This is a genomic window from bacterium (assembly GCA_021372615.1).
GTDB lineage: Bacteria > Armatimonadota > Zipacnadia > Zipacnadales > UBA11051 > JAJFUB01.
This window is the reverse complement of sequence record JAJFUB010000122.1, coordinates 1-17,988: the sequence shown is the minus strand read 5'-3', so window position 1 is coordinate 17,988 and position 17,988 is coordinate 1. Positions and strand designations below refer to the sequence as shown.

The window sequence follows — 17,988 nt, the reverse complement described above, 5'->3', positions numbered from 1 at the left end:
GGCAGAGCACGCTGAATATGCTTGCCTTCACCCGGACGATATGGTATCATTGACCGTCCTCGGAGAGGTGGCCGAGTGGTCGAAGGCGATCGCCTGCTAAGCGATTACAGGGCTTATACCTCTGTCGCGGGTTCGAATCCCGCCCTCTCCGCCAGCAACGGTAGGGAATAGGGGATAGGGCACAGGGAGCGTCAACGGCCCTGGGCCCAGGTCGCCTGAACGGTGTGCGCCCGTAGCTCAGTGGATAGAGCGCTTGCCTCCGGAGCAAGAAGTCGGCCGTTCGAATCGGCCCGGGCGTACCAGCAATAGCCGGGGTTGGGTGTCGGGAGTGGAGTCTGGGGATGGCAGCGGCAACGGCGGTCCGCACCGCGGCCGTGATGTGCGTAGAAGCGGTCAGCGACCGCGCCCAGCGTGCCTGTAGCTCAGTGGATAGAGCGCTAGCCTGCGGAGCTAGAAGTCGGCCGTTCGAATCGGCCCAGGCACGCCAGCAATCTGGCTGACAGACAAGGTCCGCTTTTCGCCGACTCGCCGTCCTGGGCGCAGCGGAGGGCGGACTTTTTTGGCCGTATCGCCAGTGCCGCGCCCAGTGCCGGCGTCTCGCCGGCTCGGCGAGGTTGCGCGCCCCCGTAGCTCAGTAGGATAGAGCAGCAACCTCCTAAGTTGAAGGCCGGCCGTTCGAATCGGCCCGGGGGCGCCAGACGACATGGTTGGGCGAGGGACGAGTAGGCGGGACATCCGCCGTAGCCTAGCCCGGCGCATGTGAACCTTGACGACCCCGCCGTTGCCGTTGGTTGTGCCACCGCGGAGAGGTGGCAGAGTTCGGTTGATTGCGCACGACTCGAAATCGTGTAGTGGCTCATACCCACTCGGGGGTTCGAATCCCCCCCTCTCCGCCAGAACGACTGGGAACAGGGACAGGGGACAGGGACGGCTGCGGCTACGTCCCGGCGACCCCAGCCTGGCCCTGCTGCCATATCGCCGTGGCCTTTGACATGTGAGCGGAGAGATGACCGAGCGGACGAAGGTGCGCGCCTGGAGAGCGCGTGTACCCGCAAGGGTACCGTGGGTTCGAATCCCACTCTCTCCGCCATGAGACAGGGACCAGAGGACAGGGCTCAGGGCTCAGGAACAGCCACGACAAGCACGGGGGACACAGACATGGCGTCATTTCGGAGCCTGCTGGTGTGGCAGAAGGCCCATGAACTCACGCTCGCGGTCTACCGGGTGGGTGCTGGCTTCCCCGCCCAGGAGCGGTTCGCCCTGACAGATCAGCTGCGGCGGGCTGCGGCTTCGGTGCCGGCGAATACCGCTGACGGGTATGGCACCGGTCTGGACAGGGTCTTCCTGCATCATCTCGCGCGGGCTCAGGGATCGCTGGCCGAGACGCGGTACTTCCTGCTGCTGGCCCAGGACCTGAACTACCTGGGGCCACAGGACTATGAGGGGGTCGCCGGCGTGGCGGCCGAAGCCAGCAAACTCCTGACCGCCTTCCGAGCCAAGGTGCGCGAGCGCTGCAGCGATCAGCATGAGTAGTGCCGCCGCTGCCGTTCCTGATCCCTGACCCCTGCTCCCTGTCTCCTGCCTTATCGCTGTGCTAACCGGGGAACTGGCGGTTCCCTGCACCCACAATCCGCCTTAGTGGGGGCTAATTCCCCGCCTTCGGCCTCATCGTGTAGGGCCTGCCCCGGCCGGGCAGTGTTGAGGGCACGGGTCCCGCGCAAGGCAACCTTGGTGAACCCCGTCAGGTCCGAGAGGAAGCAGCGGTAGCCGATCAGTTGTCTGTGCCGCGGTCAACCTGGCCTGAGCCAGCCAGTCGGGTAACGCCTGGACGGTGTGGTCAACGGTAGGGTGCACAGCGATAATGCAGGGGACAGGAGGCGGAGCGTAGGCATTGGGCATTGGGGACGGCAGGTGGCCGTCCGCGGACAGCGAAATGGTCGTCGTTCCCTAATCCCTAACGCCCAATCCCTAATCCCCATGTCCTATCAACCCTTCATCCTCAAGTACCGCCCCCGCACCTTCGACGACGTCGTGGGACAGGAGCACGTCAGCCGGACCCTGCGCAATGCGCTGTCGTCGGGTCGGTTGGTGCACGCCTACCTGTTCACCGGCCCTCGGGGGACGGGGAAGACCACCATGGCCCGCATCCTGGCTCGGGCGCTCAACTGCGTCAACGGCCCGACGCCCGACCCCTGTGGCGTGTGCGACCAGTGCGTCTCGATCATCGAAGGCCGCTCGATGGACATCATCGAGATTGATGCCGCCAGCCACCGGGGCATTGACGACATCCGCGACCTGCGCGAGTCGGTCAAGTACGCCCCATCCGAGAGCCGACACAAGCTGTACATCCTCGACGAATGCCACATGCTCACCAACGAGGCGAACAACGCGCTGCTCAAGACGCTCGAGGAGCCGCCGCCGCACGCCTACTTCGCTCTGCTGACCACCGAAGTCTACAAGCTCCTGCCCACGATCCTGTCGCGCTGCCAGCGGTTCGACTTCCGCCCGGTGTCGGTGCCCGACACCATGCAGATGCTGCGCCGGATCGCCGAGGCCGAGGGCCTGCAGGTGCAAGAAGAGGCTCTGGCTGCCATCGCCCATGCTGCCGAGGGCGGCATGCGCGACGCGGAGAGCATCTTCGAGCAAGTGGTGGCCTTCAGCGAGGGCGGGGTCACGCTGGAGATCGCCAACCAGGTGCTGGGCGTCACCGATGCCGACACGCTGCTGCAGATCGCCGAGATCGTGGCGCGGCAGGACCTGGCGGCGGTGTTCCCCGTGGTGGACCGGCTCGTCACCGAGGGCAAGAACCTCGGCCGGCTCATCGAGGATCTGACGTCCTTCTTCCGCGACCTGTTGCGCCTGGCGCTGGCCGGGGCGACGGGCGCGGGGTGGCTGCAGCTTGGTCCCGATGGTGAGGCCCGGATGCGCCAGGCCGCCCAGACCATCGGTCAGGAGCGCCTGCTGACCAGTGTCCACGCCCTGGCGGAACTGGCCGTCAAGCTCAAGGAATCGTCGCAGCATGCGCTGCTGCTGGAGTTGGCGCTGACGGAGCTGGCCAATCCGGCTGCTCCCGCGCCGAAGCCCGCCAGTCGGCCTGCCCCGGCGGCTCAGCCGGCGCCGCAGGCCGCGCCCATGGCCGCACCGCCTGCGCAGGCGCCGCCGCTCTCACCACAGCCGCCGACCGTACTGCCAACACCGCAGGTCCCGACGCGGGTGCCACCGGTCCAGGCAACGACGGCCCCGGCGCCTGAGCCGACGCCTCCGGCCCGCCCCGCCCCCATGCCACTCGACGGCCCGCTGAGCTGTGCGGCCATCTGGAGCCACTGGGAGAGCGTGCTGGAGCAGTTGCGGGTGAACGTCCGCGCCTTCCTGCTGGACGCTGTGCCGACGGAACTGGAGGGGGACAACCTGACGTTGAGCTTCCCGTCCCAGTGCCGCTTCCATGCCGGCCAGGTGAAGTCCCACGCTGAGGCGATCCAGGGGGTGCTGCAGGGCGTCTTCGGGCGGCGCTTCCTGCTGCAGACGCGGGTGTGTGACACGGACAATGTGCCACCGCCGACGGGCAGTGAGTCAGCTTCGCCGTCTGCCGCCGCTGCGCCTGGGCCTGGCACCCCGATCGCGATGCCGCCCCCGGTCGTGGCAACGCCAGCCCCAGCGCCCGCTCCGGTCGTGACGCCGCCGAGCCCGGCGCCGCAGATGGCGCCCCCGGTCGCGCCGACGCCGACCCCGGCCCCGCCGCCTGCGGAGGAGCCCGCGGTGCAGTCGCGGCCGCCGGAGGAGCCCGCTGCGCCTGGCACGACGGACGACGCGGTGGCCCAGACCCTGAGCCTGTTCCCGGGTAGTCAAGAAGTCCTGCCGCCCGAGCAGAATCACGCCTAGATGGAGATGCGGCCCTGAGCCGCGCGTGCAGCAGATGCTAAACCCCTTTCAGAAGTTGATCGAGTCACAGGTCGGCGCCATTCAGGAAAACGTGGCGAAGGCCATGCAGGAACTCGAAGTGAGCGAGGTCGAGTCCAGCGTCGGTGGTGGAGTGGTCCGGTGCAAGATGACCGGGCTGGGGCAGCTTACCGAGCTGAAGATTGACCCCAGTGTCGTCAACAGCGACGACGTGGAGCTGCTGGAGGACCTCGTGGCCGCGGCGGTGCGCGACTGCGCCGCCCGGGCCGCCGCCCTCAAGCGCGAGAAGATCATGGCCGCCACACCCCTGGGGGCCATGGGCGTCGAGTTGCCGGATATGTTTTGACGGCGAACGGCGGGAACCGGGAAGCGGGAGGCTGAGACTGGTCGCGGTCGGTGACCGCTCCCACAGGCATTCCCCCCGGGGCTATGCCGTACGAGCGGTCAGCGACCGCGACCCTTTGAGCTTCACACCATGCGCTACGCACGTCCCCTGCAACACGTCATAGACGAACTCTCCCGCCTGCCCGGTATCGGACCCAAGAGCGCGCAGCGGCTGGCCTTCCACTTGCTGCGGCGCAACCCGGCGGAGGTGCAGGCCCTGGGGGAGTCCATCGCGGCCCTGCCACAGACGGTGCGGCGCTGCGAGGAGTGCTTCAACTACAGCGAAGCGGACCTGTGTCCGGTGTGCGCCGACCCATCGCGCGACCGCAGTGTGCTGTGCCTGGTCGCCGAAGCCGCGGACCTGATGGCCCTCGAGCGCGCGAACGACTATCGGGGGCTGTACCACGTACTGGGGGGGCTGCTGTCGCCGCTGCACGGGGTAGGGCCGGATGATCTGACGATTCCGCAGCTCATGGGGCGCCTGGAGCGCCTGCCGGTGGAGGAGATCATCATCGCGACGCCGCCGTCGGTCGAGGGGGATGCGACGGCGGAGTACCTGCGGCAGGTGCTGGCCGCCGCAGGGCACACACACCTGACCCGCCCGGCCTTGGGCCTGCCGGTCGGGGCCGAGCTGGACTACGCCGACCAGGTGACGCTCATCCGGGCGTTGCAGGGCCGGCGGGAGATGTAGCACCCCCGACGCCGGCCACGCCCGGCTCCTCAGTCCGTCACTCCCGGAATGGTCCGTTCGCGTTCCCCCAGGTAGCACCCCGATGCGATCAGCCGCCGCTGTAGCTCGACCCGGTCCACCTGGCGCACGTAGGCAAACGTGCCGCGTGGGCGGATGTGTCCTCACACCCGCAGTCTGTGCGGAGGGCCTGCGCGCGTGAGGACACGCGCGCCCACGCGACATGCGCCCACGCGACACGTGCCGCAGGATTCCGGCTGGGCGGCGCGAACTGCCCCGCCATGGACACCATCACGCGCAGCATTGACCGCACGTACTCCTGCGAGCTACTCGTCGTCGGCTCGGGCGTGGCGGGGATGACGGCGGCGCTGCAGGCTGCCCGCCTGGGCGTGGACACGATCCTGATCGAGAAGGAGAGCGTGCTGGGGGGCAACTCCGGGCCGCTGCTGGGCATCCACTGGGGCGGAGCGCACATCTACCATGAGTACGCCGCAGAGACCGGGATCGTGATGGAGTTGGAGGAGGAGATCGCCTGGCGGGGCGGCAAGCACCGCACCCCGGGGCACCACTACAACATCTGCCGGCTGGCCGAGGGGATCTGGCAGGAGAAGCTGGAGGAGGCCGGGGTGCGGGTGCTCAAGCGTCACCTGGCGCGGGAGACGCTTGTCGAGGAGGCGCCGTCGGCGGGGCCCGGCGCACACGACGCGCCACCCGCCGGCTCAGCATGTCGGCGCGTGACGGCAGTTATCGCCGACGACCTCGCCCTGGGGCAGACCGTGCGCTTTGAGATCAGCCACGCCCTGCTGGACGCCTCCGGGGATGGGCAGGCGGCATTCTCGGCAGGGGCGTCATTCCGGATGGGGCGCGAGAGCCGCGAGGAGTTCGGCGAGCGCAGTGCTCCGGACGTGGCCGACGGCCGCGTTGCCGGCGTGAGCATCACCGCCTTCGTCCGACGCGCCGAGGGGCCCGTGCCCTTCCTGCCGCCGGCCAGCGTCTTCGAGGTGGCGCTGAACACGGAAGCGGGGGGATGGCTGGGCGAGCAGGACCAGGTGCGGATGCTGTGGCCCACCGAGACCGGCGGCACGCTGCTGGACCCCCTGGCCGCCGAGCACGAGATCCACGAGCGCCTCCTCAAGCAGTTCTATCACTACTGGGCGAGGCTCAAGGAGGACCCGAAGAACGCCGCCTGGGAGCTGATCTGGGTCAGTCCCATCGCGGGGAAGCGTGAGACGCGGCGGTTCGTCGGGGACCACATGCTGTCGCAGACCGAACTGGAGGCCCCCGCCACGCTGCCCGACCGCCTCGGCTACGGCGGCTTCACGATTGACCAGCACGAGCAGGGCGAAGACGGCGTGAGCCGCATCTTCATGTACTCCTCGCCGCCGCTGTACGACACCTGCTACCGGATGACCTATAGCCGCGACTTCGAGAACCTGTACCTGGGCGGGCGCCTGATCAGCAGCACCCACATGGCCCACGGCTCCACCCGCATCATCAAGACGGGCGGGCTCCTGGCCCAGGGCACGGCGATCGCGCTCGCGCTGGCGAAGCAGCACGGCTGCACTGCCCGGGAAGTGGGGGAGAGGCACCTCGCCGAGCTGCAGCAGGAAACGCTGCGGCAGGATGGCTCGGTCATTGACCTGCCAGCCGACGACCCGCGCGACCTGGCTCGGCGGGCCACGGTCACGGCCAGCAGCGAGTGGACCTACCATGGGTTCGAGCACCAGGCGCTCGTGAGCCTGGAGACACCCGCCGGGAATGTCCTGTACGACTGGCCCACACGGCTGCGGAGCGTGCGGGCGTTCGTGCTGAATGAGACGGGGAAGCCGCGGACGCTGCGCCTGACGGTGGCACACGCCACGGATGCCGAGCCGCGGCTGCGGCCCCGCCCCGCCGACGCGGAGGCGGAGTTCTTCCAGCACCTGTTCGAGGCCGACAAGCACGTCACGGTGCTGCGACCGCTGGCCGAGGCATCCGCAGAGGTGCCCGCAGGGCACACGGGCTGGCTTGAGGTCACGCTGCCCGAGGAGATTGCACTGCCGGCGCGGTCGCGTGAGCACCGCCACCAGGGCGTGGCGGTGCTGCTGGCGGGGGAGGGCCTGCAGGTGGTGCAGGACACGGCATACTGCGACGTGGCGCAAATGGTGCGGCCGGTCGCCGAGGGGCTGGAACTGGCCGAGGGCCGCCTGATGATCGTCCCGGACGGGCTCGTGCCGCTCGGAGAGGCCGCCCACGTCGTCAACGGCGTGTCACGGCGGTTCGGCCGAGCGCCGGTGAACATGTGGCTATCACAGCCCGGCGAGGCGCTGCCCCAGTGGCTGGAGTTGCGCTGGGAGGAGCCACAGACGATCGCGCGGATCGCCCTGACCTTTGACGGCATCGGCCGGCTGTATACCGACATGCCCTTCAACAACGGCACGCGGGCCTTCGGGCCGATGGTGAAGGACTACCGAGTGGAGGTCGAGGCGGGGGAGGGCTGGCAGGAGTTGGTGTCGGTCAGTGACAACTACCACCGCTTCCGCGTGCATGAGTTCGCCGCGCGGACAGTCACGGCCGTGCGGCTGGTGGTGTTGGCCGCGCACGACCGGAGCATGGGAGCGCGAGTGGCCGAGGTGCGGGTCGAGTAGCGAAAGAGCCCTCCCCGACGGGGGAGGGCTCTGGGGGAGTCTGTCTGAGCGGCGCGTGGCTGACGCTCCGAATACCGGAGGAGGCTCGGGCGAACCAGGTGGGGCGCAACTTGTCCCCGATTTTCCGCCCTTTGCCTGTTGCGTTCCCAGCCGCCCAGTGGTAGACTGGCACCGTTCGGCGCGATGGCGTCCGATGCAGGCCCCGCGCACGCGACTGCACTACCCCCTGTGGGCCCATGCTGCGCAAGCCTTCGCACCAACCTCGCCGCCTCAGGCCCCGGCCTGAGGTGTTGCACGTCTGCGAACACCTGCGCTCGCGCACGAGCGCGTCCGAGGAGGAAGTGTCACATGGCCAAGCTGACCGAGGTACGCTGGCACGGAAGGGGTGGACAGGGCGCCAAGACCGCCGGCTACATTCTGGCCATCGCCTCCGCCGAGGCGGGCTGGAACATCCAGGCCTTCCCCGACTACGGCGCCGAGCGTCGCGGGGCCCCCATGCGGTCCTACGTGCGCATCAGCGATGCGCCGATCCGCCTGCGCTCCGGCGTCAAGAATCCGGCGGTCGTCGTCGTGCTCGACGCTACGCTGCTGGGCAGCGAAGACGTGACCGCCGGCGCCCCCGATGACGCCCTGGTCATCATCAACACCAACCTCGCCCCCGACGAGGTACGCGGCCAACTCAAGAACCAGAAGGTCAAGGTCGCCACGGTGGACGCCACCGGCATCTCCCAGGAGACCATCGGTCGCGCGATCCCCAACACGCCGATGCTCGGCGCCCTGGCCAAGCTGACGGACATCGTCACCCTGGACGGGGCCAAGGCCGGCGCCCGCAAGCAACTGGGCGAGAAGCTCGCCCCGGCGGTCATCGAGGGCAACATGAAGGCCATTGAGCGGGCTTACGAGGAGGTCCAGGTAGGATGAGTCACTATCTCCCCGACACCAAGTGGCACGAGATGGAGAAGGGCGGCGTCATTCCCCAGGCCGGGAACGCCGCGGAGTATGACGTGGGCGGCTGGCGCAACGAGCGCCCCGTCAAGGACAACGAGTGCTGCATTGACTGCTTCTTCTGCTGGGCGTACTGCCCCGACAATGCCATCGAGATGGTAGACGGCAAGGTCAAGGGCGGCGGCATTGTGTTGCAGCACTGCAAGGGCTGCGGCATCTGCGCCAAGGTCTGCCCCAAGAGCTGCATCAAGATGATCTCGGAAGTGGAAGCCCAGGGGGCACAGTAGTCAGCGCGTGGGCGCGCGTGTCCTCACGCGCGCAGGGCGCGATGCAGAGCCTGGCCGCGTGAGGACACGCGGCCCCACGCGATACGCTAAGGAGGAGATTCCATGGGCAAAGTGATGCCGCTTGAGGGCAACATGGCCGTCGCCGAAGCCATGCGGCAGATCAACCCCGATGTCGTGGCGGCGTACCCCATCACGCCGTCTACCGAAGTCGTCCAGACGTTCGCGAGGTTCGTCGCCGACGGGCAAGTCAAGACGAACTTCGTGGCCGTGGAGAGCGAACACTCGGCTATGACCGCCTGCGTCGCGGCCGCGGCCGCCGGCGGGCGCGTCATGAACGCCACCAGCGCCAATGGTCTCGCGCTGATGTGGGAGATCCTGTACATCGCCTCGTCGCTCCGCCAGCCCGTCATTCTCACCCTCGTCAACCGCGCGCTGTCGGGGAACATCAACATCCACTGCGATCACTCCGATGGCATGGGCGCCCGCGACGCCGGCTGGGTGCAGATCTATGGCGAGAACTGCCAGGAAGCCTATGACAACCTGATCCAGTGCACCGCCATCGGCGAGCGCCTCGACGTGCGCCTGCCCGTGATGAACTGCCTCGACGGCTTCCTGGTCAGCCACAGCTACGAGCTGGTCGAGGTCGAGGACGACGAAGCCGTTCAGGCCTTCGTCGGGCCCTACAAGCCGGTCAAGCCCCTGCTCGACATCAACGACCCCTACACCATCGGCCCGCTGGACCTGCAGGACTTCTACATGGAGCACAAGCGGAGCCAGTGGGAAGCCTACCCGGCAGCCAAGCAGGCTGTCATCGAGGAAGGCAAGCGCTTCGGCGAGATGTTCGGCCGCGAGTACGGCCTGATGGAACTGGTCGACATGGACGATGCCGAGATAGCCATCGTGGCGCTAGGGTCGGCGGCCGGGACATGCAAGGACGTCGTGGCGAACCTGCGGGCCCAGGGCGTGAAGGCCGGGCTGCTGAAGCTGCGCTGCTTCCGCCCGTTCCCGATCGAGGAGATCGCTGAGGCCCTCAAGGGCTGCAAGGCCGTGGCCGTGATGGATCGCGCCGCCAGCTATGGCGGCGGCACGGGCCCGCTCTTCCCCGAAGTAGCCGCGGCGCTGATGGCCGGCGGGTACGCCGTGCCGATGCTCGACTACATCTACGGCCTCGGCGGGCGCGAGCTTCCGCCCGAGCAGATCGGCATCGTGTATGACGATCTGGGCAAGCTCGTCGGCGGGCAGAAGATCCCGACGGTGCAGTGGCTGGGCGTGCGGGAGTAGCCGCAACGGCTGGCGTGGGAGCGGTCACCGACCGCGACCAGACCGGCACGTGGGATCGCGGTCGGTGACCGCTCCCACAGCAGAACGTAAGGAATTGGAGGCAGAACATGCCTAAGAACCTTAAGCAATATGCGCAGGTGCCGACCCGGTTGACCGGCGGCCACCGCCTCTGCCCCGGCTGTGGCGAGCCCACCGCCGCCCGGCAGGTGCTGATGGCGACCGACAAGCCCGTCGTCGTGGCCAATGCCACCGGCTGCTTCGAGGTCTCCACGACCATCATGCCCTACACCGCGTGGGCTGTGCCCTGGATGCACATCGCCTTCGAGAACGCGGCGGCCACCGTCTCGGGCATCGAGGCCATGTACGTGTCCCAGAAGGCCCAGGGGAACATCCCGGCCGATGCCGACTACCGCTTCGTGGCCTTCGCTGGCGACGGCGGGACGTACGACATCGGCCTGCAGGCGCTTTCCGGCGCGGCCGAGCGCGGCCACCAGTTCCTGTATGTGTGCCTCAACAACGAGGCCTACATGAACACGGGTGTGCAACGGTCCAGCGCGAGCCCCTATGGCGCGCACACGACCACGAGCCCGTCCGGCTCGCACTCCCCGGGCAAGAAGGCTTTCCAGAAGGACCTGACCGCGATCATGGCGGCCCATGACATCCCGTACGTGGCCCAGAGCATCTCCGGCCGCTGGCGCGACCTGACGGCCAAGGCTGAGAAGGCCTTCGAGTGCGGCGGGCCGGCCTTCATCAACGTCCTGACCCCCTGCCCGCTGGGCTGGATCGCCGACGCCTCCGAGAGCGTCAACCTCGCGCAGCTCGCCGCCGACTGCTGCGTCTGGCCGCTGTACGAGGTCGAGAACGGTGTGTGGAAGCTCACCTACAAGCCCAAGGAGAAGCTGCCCATTGACGAGTACCTCAAGAAGCAGGGCCGCTTCAAGCATCTGTTCAAGGGCGCCGAGGGCGAGGCCGTCCGCGCCAAGATGCAGGAGTACGTAGACACCAAGTGGGAGCTGCTCAAGCAGAAGTGCGGCGAGGCGTAACTGGCCGATCCGCCGCCCCGCCTGCTCTCCCTACGCAGTCAACTGACCCCGCCTCGGTGATCGAGGCGGGGTCGTCTGCTTGCCGAAGACGGCCAGGGGGGCGAACTTACAGCTTCCAGTGGTAGATGCCGCCACCGATCTCGCCGTAGCTCCTGTCGTGCGTCGGTGATTGCGCGTAGCACTTGATCCGCACGGCCTTGACATGACCGTCCATGCACAGGAGGTTGGCGAGTTGGTTGTGTGGGGAGTTGTACATCTGGGGCCACCAGGCGGCGCAGAAGTACCAGTTCATCGCGTACTGGTCGCCCCAGGTCGCGCCGTACGGCGGGTTGTTCGCGTTCTGGCGGCCAGCCTCGCCCACGAGCAACGTCTCCGAGGGGTACTCGAAGGCCCCCATGGCTCTCCCGCTGTTGCCGCCGGCAGCGCCAACCGTACAGTTGTAGTTCAGGGCGTACGAGTAGGGATAGACGGTGGCGGGGTCGCCCGAGATGTTGATACAGCCGTCCATGGCCCGGGCCATGTTGGGGCAGACGAAGATACCCGTGTTCTTCACATAGGGGGTGATGAGGAGCGTCCAGGGCTGCCAGGTGTTCGGCGGCACCGGCTGGTCGTGGAAGGGCCAGCACTCGTCATAGTCCTGGGCGTAACTGAGAAGAGCGACCCCAATCTGCTTGAGGTTGCTGGCGCATGTTGTCTGCCTCGCCTTCTCCCGGGCCTTGGCGAACACGGGGAAGAGGATTGCGGCCAGGATCGCGATGATCGCGATCACCACCAACAGTTCAATCAGCGTGAAGCCTCGAGCCTTCATCTCATACCTCGCGAGTGTGCTGTGTGACGGCTCTGCGACGCAACGCGCGCGAACGGGTCGCGATCGGCAACTGGTCACCTAGTCCTCCCAGCGGGTGAAGTACTTGGGTTTGCCCGAGAGCGAGGCAGTCTTCAGCCACTTCGCGTGACCATCTACGAAGCCGAAGTTGGCGCCCTGGTTGTGCGGTGTGCCGCAGTAGTCCCACTCGCCCGATGCCCAGTAGGGCTCAGCGAGGAAAGTGATGCGGCTGTCGGCCAGTTCGCCCACGAGAACCGTCTCGGACGGCACGGGAACGTCGGCCAGCGACACCACTGTCCAGATCGTGGAACCGGCGGCCACATGGTCACCCATGCCGCCCCAGTCGCCGACTGCGTTCCACGTCGTCCACGAGCCGACATTCCAGCCGTAGCCGAGGCGGTCCAGCGACACGCCGGAGCGAGTCACGTAGGAGTCGTCCCAGCCGTCCTGGGCGCCGCGATAGGACGGGCAGTAGAACACGTTGACGTTCTTGGTGTAGGGTTGGATGACGTCGTACCACTTGATGTAGTACCACTCCTTGCCGCCTGGCGCCCCGCTGACGAACGCCGCGCTCATGTAGTTGCACGGGTAGACCTCGTCGTAATCCTGAACGTACTGTGTCGCCGCGAGGACGATCTGTTTGACGTTGCTCAAGCAGTTGCTCTGCCTGGCCTTCTCCCGGGCCTTGGCGAACACGGGGAAGAGGATCGCGGCCAGGATCGCGATGATCGCGATCACCACCAACAGTTCAATCAACGTGAAACCTCTGGCTTTCATGTCTGTGGCCTTTCTTGCTGACAGCAGAAGTGTAGGCGTGCGTGGAGACGGCATACCGGCTGCGACAAGGCCGGTGCGCGGGTTGGGGTGGTGAGCACATTGGCGCGAGACGCCCCGGGAGAGAGACAGTCAGGGCGCCGCGACAGCGCGTCAGGGAGGCAGTGGGAGATGAGACGGTTGGGGTGGTCGCGCTGCCTGAGGAGCAGCGCACGGCTGAAGCATGGCACGAACTGCGCGCGACACAACGACACCCAGCACGGCCGACAAATGGCGCCGCATCGTCCCACCTCGTTGTGGCGTAGCAGACGAGCCGCAGGTTAGCAGGAGGCCGGTTCCTCAGTCAATGCGTATGTGTACCCGTTTGCACATGCGTAGACGTACGTCAGTCGTTCGTGCGAGGGCTCCAGGTGCAGCGAGAGTGAGGCCCTTCAGAACGCACGCGGGACAGGCATGTTGCCTGTCCCGCGCTCGCCATCCAGGCGCCGTGGTCGTCAGGCCAGTTCCGCCACGCTCCCGATCACGTAGTCCGGCCTCGCGTCCCCCTCCGCTGCCGCGATGGCCTCTGTCGTTGCCTCGCCGGTGAGCACCGCAATCGTTACCAGGCCCGCCCGGTTGCCGCACGTGATGTCGGTAGAGAGGCGGTCGCCGACGAGGGCGGCGTCCTCTGGCGCGACGCCGAGCCGTCGTAGCGCCCCGAGCGCCAGCCTCGGGCCGGGCTTGCCGGCCAGGAAATCGGGATCGCGACCCGTCATGGCCTGCAGCGCCGCCAGCAGCGCCCCGCAGTCCGGCACGAACTCCCCCGGCCCCACCGGGCAGACCGCATCGGGGTTCGTCGCCAGGTACGTGGCGCCGTGCAGGAGCGCCTGCAGCGCCGCGTCGAGCTTGGCGTATGTCAGGTCGCGATCCCACGAGGCCACCAGGACCTCCGCCTTGCGCCAGTCGTCCGCCAGGCGCGCTCCCGCCCGCGCGATCTCGTCGCGCACGGCCTGCTCCCCGATCACCAGCACCGAGGCCCCGACGTGCTCCTGCGCCACATGATCCGCCAGCACGTTCGCCGAGGTGATCACCTCCTCGGGCACGGTCGGCAGGCCCAGCCGCGTGAGCTTGGCGGCATACTCCTCCGGCGGGTACAGGGGCTTGTTCGTGACATACATCACCCCTGCCCCGCGGGCCCGCAGTCGGGCGATGGCCTCGGGCGCGCCGGGGATCGCCCGCTCGCCCAGGTACACCGTGCCGTCCAGGTCGAACAGGTAGGCTGAGAGGTGGGGAAGAGCGGACAAGGCTGGCTCCGTAGATGGGTGGTGAATGGGCAGAGCGCGGCATGGCGGCTATCTGTGTCGCGTGGGCGCGCGTGTCCTCACGCGCGCAATCAGGAATGGCACCGGCCTGCGGGTGTGGGGACACACCCGCCCACGCGCTACCACCACTGGTGGCAGGCGCAGTGGTCGTCGTCCTGAAGCGTCAGGGCTATCTCGCGCAGGGCGCTGTCCAGGGCCGTCCGCCGGCGGGCGGCGATGTCGGCTATCTCCTCCGAAGTGATCGGCCCGGAGCCGATGCCCGCCCCGTAGTTGGTCACGAGGCAGACGGTGACATAGCACATGCCCAGCTCCCGCGCCAGCACGACCTCGGGCACGCCCGTCATGCCGACGACGTCGGCGCCCCACTGGGCATACGCGCGGATCTCGGCCGGGGTCTCAAAGCGTGGGCCCTCGGTGCAGATGTACGTTCCCGCGGGGTGACCAGGCAGGTCGTGGCGCTCCAGGATCGGGAGTATCTGAGCCCGGAGGCGCTCGCAGTACGGGTGGGTCACATCCACATGGCGGACCTCGCCGTCCTCACCGTCGAAGAACGTCGTCGGGCGCAGCTTCGTCATGTCGAGGAACTGGTCGGGCAGCACGAGGTCCCCCGGCTCCATGGTGGCGCGCAGGGAGCCGACCGCGTTGGTGGCGACAATCAGGCGACAGCCGACCTCGCGCAGCGCGCGGAGGTTGGCGCGGTAGTTGATCCGGTGGGGCGGGATGTCGTGGGCCGCGCCGTGACGGCGCAGTAACACGATCTCGCGCTCGCCCGCGCTGCCGCGCTGGAGCTCGACGCGCCCATAGTCAGTTCCGGCGCTGACGGTGTCGCATGAGTCCAGGCCGAAGTCCTCGAGCCCCGAGCCGGTGATGAGACCGATGGTCATGTGGTTCTCCCGATGGATAGTGGCGCGATGGCGCTGATGTGGAGAGGATGGAGAGGATAACGGCAAGGATGCGGAGGATGAACGGGGTGTTGGTCAGCACAGGGGCGTCCGTGCCGTCATCCTCGCCATCCGTGCCTTCATCCTCGACATCCACCCCAGCTCAGCTTCACCTCGCCACCCGGTGGCCGGCCGGACGCTCATTGGGCCACGAGCGGCCGGTAGCGCGGGACATACATCGCCTCGCGCAGCAACTCCTTGAGGTCGCCCTCGGGCTGCGGCGCGCGGGCCACGCCCTGCTCCCAGGCCTTGGTGGCGACCGCCGCCGCGACGTGCGCCGACATCTCGCGCAGGTCACGGTTCGGGGGCAGGATGAGCCCCTCGGCGTAATCGTACGGCTCGGTGATGGCATGGAGCGCCTCGCCGGCCGCGAAGAGCATCTCGGCGGTCACGAGCCCGGCCTGAGCGAACAGCGCGCCAAGACCCACGCCGGGGAAGACGGCGACGTTGTTGGCCTGTGAGAAGCGGTAGGTCTGCCCGCCCATCTCCACCGGCGCGAAGGGACTGCCGGTGGCGATGACGGCGCGGCCGTCGCTCCAGGCCAACAGATCGGACGGCACAGCCTCGGCATTGGCCGTCGGGTTGGACATGGGGAAGATGACGGGACGGTCGCATCGCGCGGCCATGGCCCGCACGTCGCGCTCCGTGATGGTTCCGCGGTGGCCGGACAGCCCGTAGAGCACCGTTGGCCGGGCATTGACGATGACGTCATACAGGCCGATGCGGTCGCCTTCGAGCTGCCAGGTCGTAACCTCTTCGGGGTCGCAGGCGAGCGGCACCTTGTACTCATCGAGGCCGGGGCGGTTCTTGAGCACCAGGCCCTTGCTGTCGAGCACGTAGATGCGGCTCCACGCGGTGTCCTCGTCGAGGCCCTCGCTCATGAGCAGGGCGGCGGTCTTGCGGGCGATGCCCGTGCCGGCCGCTCCGGCTCCGAGGATCACGAAGACCTGGTCCCGCACCGCCTGCCCGATCAGCTTCATGGCCCCGAGCGTCGCGGCATGGACCATCGCCGCGGTGCCCTGGATGTCATCATTGAAGGACGGCAGCTCGTCCACGTAGCGGCGCAGGACCTCGAAGGCGCGGTCGCGACTGAAGTCCTCCCACTGCAGGATCGCCGCGGGGAAGTGCCGCTTGACGGCCGCGACGAACTTGTCCAGGAACGGGTAGTACTCCTCGTCGGGCAGGCGCGGGGCGCTGTAGCCCAGGTAGAGCGGGTCGTCAATCAGCGCCTGGTTGTCGGTGCCCACATCGAGGCACACCGGCAGACAGCGCGCCGGGCAGATGCCGCCGGCGGCCGTGTACAGGGCCAGCTTGCCGATGGGAATGCCCATGCCCCCGACGCCCTGGTCGCCGATGCCCAGAATGCCCTCGTTGTCGGTGGCGACGATGATGGCGACATCGTCGCACGGGGCGTTGGTCAGGATCGCGTCCATCTCATCAATGTTGTCGGGGCTGATGTAGATGCCCCGGGTGGCGCGGAAGATGTGGGAGAACTGCTGCACGGCCTCAGCCACCGTCGGGGTGTAGATGATCGGCATGAACTCCTCGAGGTGGGCCAGCAGCGCCGCATGGAAGAGCGTCTCGTTGCGGTCCTGCAGGGCGCGCAGGTAGATGTAGCGATCCAGTGGCTCCTCAAACTCGAGGAAGCTCTGGTACACGCGGTCCAGTTGCTCCTCGAGGGTGGCCACATGCGGTGGCAGCAGCCCCTCGATGCCGAGGTCGTCGCGCTCCCTGGGGCTGAAGGCGGCCCCCTTGTTCAGGCGCGGGTTGGTGAGCAACTGCCAGCCGCGCAGCGTCGTGGGCAGCGGGCGATCGGGGCTGCCGCACATGGCGCAGTCGTCGGCGTGATTGGGGGGCATGTGGTAGACACCTCCATAGGGCGGTGTGGTGGCCGTAGGAGCGCCGGCTTCCAGCCGGCACGTACGGCGGCGACGAAGGCTTGCCAGCCGGAAGCTGGCGCTCCTACGGCAGAGGCTTGCCAGCTGGAAGCTGGCGCTCCTACGGCTACTCCTCGATGAACAGCACCCGACACGGCGCCGCGCACGTCTCGTCTAGCTTCATGGGCAGCGCCACGAGCTTGCCGCGCGCGGCCGTGATCTGCCGGACGCCGAACAGCGGCGCCAGCAGCAGCGTGCCCATCTGAAAGAAGCGCTGGAAGAAGTGCTGCGGATCGTCCCAGCTATCAAACCGGGGCATGTCCCCGGCCATCATGGAGGGCTTGTGGTCCAGGATCCAGTGCATCGCCGGGCCCTCGAAGTGTGGGCAGGCGCTGACCATGTCCGAGTGGTGCCAGTGGTCATCCGACCAGCCGGTGGCCACGAGGATCGTCTCGCCCTCATTGATCTCCGGCGCGGCGGCCTCAAGCTGCGCCACGGTGATCGGAGTGAGCGGCTTCACGTCCACCTTGATGACCGCCGTGGGGATCATGAAGAGCGACTCGACGGGGATGTCCACGAGGCGTGGGCCCTCGCGGTACATGTGCAGCGAGGTCTCCAGGTACGTCCCGGTCTGCGCGCCCAGCTCGAAGCGCCACGAGTACGTGGGGTACTCGATGAACTCGGGCTGGGGAATCTCCTCGACAACGACGCGGGGATAGGGCGGGCCATAGGTCCACATGCCGTGGTACATCGGTCCGGTCAGGTCAATGATGCGCATGGTTGCACTCCCTGGCGACTACAGTATCTCCTGCGTCCACTTCTGCACGGCCACGAAGGCCTCGGCGTACATCACGCCGCACTCGGCGCCGCGCAGGCGGCTCCTGGCGCAGGCCTGGTCCATCTCCGGGCTGGCGGGTGCCGATGGCCAGGACCGTCCTCGATGGCATGGGAGCGGCCTCTCAGGTGCCGAGGTCGCCGAATATGGCTTCTGCTGTGATGAGTTCGCGCTCGACAGCCGCCTCGTGCTCAATGACGTCGGCGAGGCGGTTCCACACCGTCTCGGGCGTCAGGAGACTGCGATCTCCTGTGGCATGGTGGTGGGGCGGCACACCGCGGC

The 17,988-nt window shown here is 67.8% G+C and carries 15 protein-coding genes, 6 tRNA genes and 1 other RNA gene; 16 read left to right on the top strand and 6 right to left on the bottom strand.

The genetic code is table 11. The features are described from left to right. The first annotated feature begins 61 nt into the window (after nt 1-61). The 16 genes from LLH23_18300 to LLH23_18225 all read left to right on the top strand — a co-directional run bounded on the left by LLH23_18300 (nt 62) and on the right by LLH23_18225 (nt 11,152). Nucleotides 62-154: transfer RNA gene (locus LLH23_18300), tRNA-Ser, on the top strand. Between the two features lie 72 nt (nt 155-226). After that, nucleotides 227-302, top strand: a tRNA-Arg gene (locus tag LLH23_18295). A 109-nt stretch (nt 303-411) separates the two neighbouring features. Beyond that, nucleotides 412-487: transfer RNA gene (locus LLH23_18290), tRNA-Arg, on the top strand. Nucleotides 488-620: 133 nt separating this feature from the next. After that, nucleotides 621-697, top strand: a tRNA-Arg gene (locus tag LLH23_18285). A 106-nt stretch (nt 698-803) separates the two neighbouring features. Next, a tRNA-Ser gene (locus tag LLH23_18280) sits at nt 804-896 on the top strand. A gap of 104 nt (nt 897-1,000) precedes the next feature. Then, nucleotides 1,001-1,090, top strand: a tRNA-Ser gene (locus LLH23_18275). Between the two features lie 68 nt (nt 1,091-1,158). Further along, on the top strand, nt 1,159-1,533 hold the full coding sequence (locus tag LLH23_18270; GenBank protein MCE5240415.1) for a four helix bundle protein: 375 nt from the start codon (nt 1,159-1,161) through the stop codon (nt 1,531-1,533). 56 nt (nt 1,534-1,589) lie between these two features. Then, nucleotides 1,590-1,856: signal recognition particle sRNA large type (gene ffs / locus LLH23_18265), an RNA gene on the top strand. Nucleotides 1,857-1,977: 121 nt separating this feature from the next. Further along, nucleotides 1,978-3,879 (top strand): DNA polymerase III subunit gamma/tau, encoded by a 1,902-nt coding sequence (gene dnaX, locus LLH23_18260; protein MCE5240414.1) that lies wholly within the window; start codon nt 1,978-1,980, stop codon nt 3,877-3,879. A 34-nt stretch (nt 3,880-3,913) separates the two neighbouring features. Then, the gene (locus tag LLH23_18255; protein ID MCE5240413.1) at nt 3,914-4,243 is read left to right on the top strand and encodes a YbaB/EbfC family nucleoid-associated protein; all 330 of its coding nucleotides are present in this window, start codon (nt 3,914-3,916) and stop codon (nt 4,241-4,243) included. A gap of 129 nt (nt 4,244-4,372) precedes the next feature. Continuing rightward, nucleotides 4,373-4,972, top strand: a complete 600-nt coding sequence (gene recR / locus LLH23_18250; protein ID MCE5240412.1) for a recombination mediator RecR — start codon at nt 4,373-4,375, stop codon at nt 4,970-4,972. A 278-nt stretch (nt 4,973-5,250) separates the two neighbouring features. Beyond that, on the top strand, nt 5,251-7,596 hold the full coding sequence (locus tag LLH23_18245) for an FAD-dependent oxidoreductase (protein MCE5240411.1): 2,346 nt from the start codon (nt 5,251-5,253) through the stop codon (nt 7,594-7,596). A 348-nt stretch (nt 7,597-7,944) separates the two neighbouring features. Continuing rightward, nucleotides 7,945-8,517: a 2-oxoacid:acceptor oxidoreductase family protein gene (locus LLH23_18240; GenBank protein MCE5240410.1), complete on the top strand. Its 573-nt coding sequence runs from the start codon at nt 7,945-7,947 to the stop codon at nt 8,515-8,517. Continuing rightward, nucleotides 8,514-8,828, top strand: a complete 315-nt coding sequence (locus tag LLH23_18235; GenBank protein ID MCE5240409.1) for a ferredoxin — start codon at nt 8,514-8,516, stop codon at nt 8,826-8,828. Before LLH23_18240 ends, LLH23_18235 begins: the two co-directional genes overlap by 4 nt. 102 nt (nt 8,829-8,930) lie before the next feature. After that, entirely contained in the window at nt 8,931-10,109 is a 1,179-nt protein-coding gene (gene porA, locus LLH23_18230) for a pyruvate ferredoxin oxidoreductase (protein ID MCE5240408.1), read from the top strand. Nucleotides 10,110-10,216: 107 nt separating this feature from the next. Continuing rightward, complete coding sequence (locus LLH23_18225; protein ID MCE5240407.1) at nt 10,217-11,152, top strand: thiamine pyrophosphate-dependent enzyme; 936 nt, start codon at nt 10,217-10,219, stop codon at nt 11,150-11,152. Nucleotides 11,153-11,258: 106 nt separating this feature from the next. Here LLH23_18225 and LLH23_18220 read toward each other — a convergent pair whose 3' ends face one another. The 6 genes from LLH23_18220 to LLH23_18195 form a co-directional block, all read right to left on the bottom strand. Next, nucleotides 11,259-11,960, bottom strand: coding sequence for a DUF1559 domain-containing protein (locus LLH23_18220; protein ID MCE5240406.1), 702 nt, complete (start codon nt 11,958-11,960; stop codon nt 11,259-11,261). Nucleotides 11,961-12,038: 78 nt separating this feature from the next. Then, complete coding sequence (locus LLH23_18215) at nt 12,039-12,755, bottom strand: DUF1559 domain-containing protein (protein ID MCE5240405.1); 717 nt, start codon at nt 12,753-12,755, stop codon at nt 12,039-12,041. A 491-nt stretch (nt 12,756-13,246) separates the two neighbouring features. Beyond that, the gene (locus tag LLH23_18210; GenBank protein ID MCE5240404.1) at nt 13,247-14,035 is read right to left on the bottom strand and encodes an HAD-IIA family hydrolase; all 789 of its coding nucleotides are present in this window, start codon (nt 14,033-14,035) and stop codon (nt 13,247-13,249) included. 137 nt (nt 14,036-14,172) lie between these two features. Then, nucleotides 14,173-14,937 (bottom strand): S-methyl-5'-thioinosine phosphorylase, encoded by a 765-nt coding sequence (locus tag LLH23_18205; protein MCE5240403.1) that lies wholly within the window; start codon nt 14,935-14,937, stop codon nt 14,173-14,175. Nucleotides 14,938-15,134: 197 nt separating this feature from the next. Continuing rightward, the gene (locus LLH23_18200; GenBank protein MCE5240402.1) at nt 15,135-16,853 is read right to left on the bottom strand and encodes an NAD-dependent malic enzyme; all 1,719 of its coding nucleotides are present in this window, start codon (nt 16,851-16,853) and stop codon (nt 15,135-15,137) included. Between the two features lie 145 nt (nt 16,854-16,998). Further along, nucleotides 16,999-17,649 (bottom strand): cyclase family protein, encoded by a 651-nt coding sequence (locus tag LLH23_18195; protein ID MCE5240401.1) that lies wholly within the window; start codon nt 17,647-17,649, stop codon nt 16,999-17,001. Between the last annotated feature and the right edge of the window lie 339 nt (nt 17,650-17,988).